The sequence below is a fragment of the Halomonas sp. IOP_31 genome (genome assembly GCF_021151495.1).
Classification (GTDB): Bacteria; Pseudomonadota; Gammaproteobacteria; order Pseudomonadales; family Halomonadaceae; genus Modicisalibacter; species Modicisalibacter zincidurans.
The window spans coordinates 1-2567 of record NZ_JAIRBP010000069.1; the positions used below are offsets into that span (position 1 = coordinate 1).

The window sequence follows — 2567 nt, forward strand, 5'->3', positions numbered from 1 at the left end:
CGGGCAGGCCCTGCAGGTGGGTCTCCCGCTCGAGCCATATCTGTTCGAACTCATCAACTCTCTCGGGATTCACCCGGAAACGATTCATGGCGATGAACACGGGGCACTGTCCTTATGGTCGCTGGGTAGTCGATCCGACCGACGATGACAGCTTACCCGATGAGCGACAAGCGGGCGCCTGGGACCTGCGAGCGGCAATGCTCGCGCTCGTGCTGTGAGCCGGGCGCCGAGCCAGCGACTCGGCTGTAGCTGTGGCGGCTGTCATGGGGCTGTCATGGAAATCTCCTAGCCTCAGGGCCTCGCCCCAGACTCAGGAGATTCGACTTGAAATCACTCGCAATGACATTGATCGCCGGTAGCCTGCTGGCATCCGCCACCGCCCAGGCCCAAAATGTGTTCGACTACCCGCAGACCGAGGACGCCCCGGCAACCTTTCATGTGGTCAACGAAATCCCTGCTGGCAGCTTTACCAAGTACGAGATCAATACCGAGAACGGCCAGCTGATCGTCGATCGCTACGTCTCGATGCCGGTGCGTTACCCGGCCAATTACGGCTCCATCACCAGCTCGGCGGGTGGAGACGGCGACCCGCTCGATGCCCTGGTGCTGACCCGTGATGCCATTTACCCGGGCGCGGTCATCAAGGCCAAGGCCATCGGGGTGCTGCGCATGATCGATGACGGGGAGAGCGACGACAAGATCATCGCCGTACCGGCCGACGACGTGGACCCCACCTACGCCGACATCGACGAGATGGACGACCTGCCGAAAATGGACGTAGAGCGATTGAACGCCTTCTTCCGCGTCTACAAGAATCTGCCCGACGGCGGCAACATCGAACTCAATGGCTTTGGCGACGCCAGCGAAGCGCGCGACATCGTCTCCGGTGCCCTGAACGACTACCGTAGCGCCCAATAACCACCGAACCCCGTCGGCCGCCCGCGCCCAGTGGCCCAGCGGGCGGCCGTGGCCAGTAGCGCAAGTAATGAGCGCAACGAGCGTAGCGAGCAATAGGCGGTGAACGCATTGGCCGGTGTACCGGCCAATGGCTTGAATAATGCGATGGTATCAGGGGGTGGCGGCGCCTTTAGACGGCATCGCCAGCAGCAGCGGCTCGCCGGCAAGCGCCTGGTGCAGGCGGCTGGCGAGAATGTCGACGATGGCGTCGTTCTCGCCCACCAGCCGCGTCGGGGTGACGCTCAGGCCGGGGGAGCGCGCCATCGCCTGCTCGCAGATTTCCGCGATGTCGCCGCCTTCGCCGGCGTGGCGGCCCGGCGACAGGAACAGCATGGCCAGGATTACCTCGCTGCCGGCCAGCGCCGGCGAGGCCAGCAGGTCTTCCAGCAGTGGTTCGTTGAAGCGGTAGGCCTCGCCTTCGCGCCGCTCCATCGAGGCGAATGTCACGCAGCCGGCTTCATCGGCGAGCAGCGCGCTCAACTGGCCGGCCAGATAGTTGCGCACCGCCGTGACCTCGGGGATCGGGCTGCCGTGATCGACCAGCACCACCCTGGGGTGCGTCAGCCCCGCCAGGCGCTCGCGCACATTGCCCGCCAACAGCTGCGCCAGGCGCAGATCCGGCGTTGCCTGGCTGTCGACCAGCGGCAGGGCGACCTTGACGCCGAGTTGCGGGTAGTTGGCCTGTACCTCGGCCAGGCGCTCCGGCATATAAGTGGTCAACGCCCGGCTGGGGCCGAAGAAGAACGGCAGAATGACCAGCTCGGTCACGCCCTGGGCGGCGGCCCGTTCGGCCAGCGGCCCCAGTGTCACGGCCTTGTGGCCGCCGAGCTCCTCCGGGGGGATCTTGTACGAATGCAGCAGCGACGTGGCCTCGACCGCCTCGCCGGTGGCCTGGCTCAGGGCATGTGCAAGGCGACGCAGGTTGAGCGTGGCCTGGGGGCGCAGCGAGCCGTTGTCGACGAGCAGAATCTTTCGCATTGAGGCCTCGGGGCGATATGACAGAGGGCCTCATCACACTACCGCCACGGGTGGCAGTCAAGTCGCATCGCGGCGCGCGGCCTTGGTCTTGGAAGGCGTGGCGCCTGCCGGAGAATGCCGGCCCAGTTGACTCCCAGCTTAGATTACCATCTCCGGCAGCCTGGGCCCTGATCAGGGCATGCAGGACTCGTAGGTATCAGCTCATCGGAAAAAATCAGGGAGCCAAGTCGATAGGGCGGGGAAAAATACTAGCAATAGTATTCCTGAATCCGTGAATCCGTGAAGCCGGCATCGGCACTTTCCCTGTCACCGCCAGCGAGCATTTTTTGACCTCCGATCCCGTCTCAATCGCCGAACGCATGTCTGCGATGGCCAACCATTGCCGCGTCGGCCGGCGACGATGATCCGTTTTGTCATGCATTTCTACCCGCCGGGCATGGCGATGCTGGCTGCTGGTGACCATCAGCCCTCTTCCAAGTGACATTCCCCCACAGGCGATCAGCAGGGCGATCCTCGCGGGTAACGCAGCCGGCTCCGCAGGGTGTTCAACACCCTCATGCGGCCAATGTCCTGCCCGACATCGAGGATGATCTGACGGGCCTTGTGGACTACCACGGCGGCACGATGGACCA

At 64.3% G+C, this 2567-nt stretch carries 2 protein-coding genes; one reads left to right on the forward strand and one right to left on the reverse strand.

Annotation, left to right across the window (positions count from 1 at the left end; all coding sequences use genetic code 11):
- Window positions 1-324 precede the first annotated feature (324 nt).
- On the forward strand, window positions 325-918 hold the full coding sequence (locus tag K7I12_RS17250; RefSeq protein WP_231664797.1) for an inorganic diphosphatase: 594 nt from the start codon (window positions 325-327) through the stop codon (window positions 916-918).
- Between the two features lie 150 nt (window positions 919-1068).
- Here the strand turns inward: K7I12_RS17250 and K7I12_RS17255 are convergent, their stop codons facing one another.
- Window positions 1069-1935 (reverse strand): sirohydrochlorin chelatase, encoded by an 867-nt coding sequence (locus K7I12_RS17255; RefSeq protein ID WP_031384112.1) that lies wholly within the window; start codon window positions 1933-1935, stop codon window positions 1069-1071.
- Between the last annotated feature and the right edge of the window lie 632 nt (window positions 1936-2567).

What these genes read in the sequence shown, in the direction of transcription:
- K7I12_RS17255 (WP_031384112.1), bottom strand. Translation starts at nt 1,935, where the DNA reads ATGCGAAAGATTCTGCTCGTCGACAACGGCTCGCTGCGCCCCCAGGCC.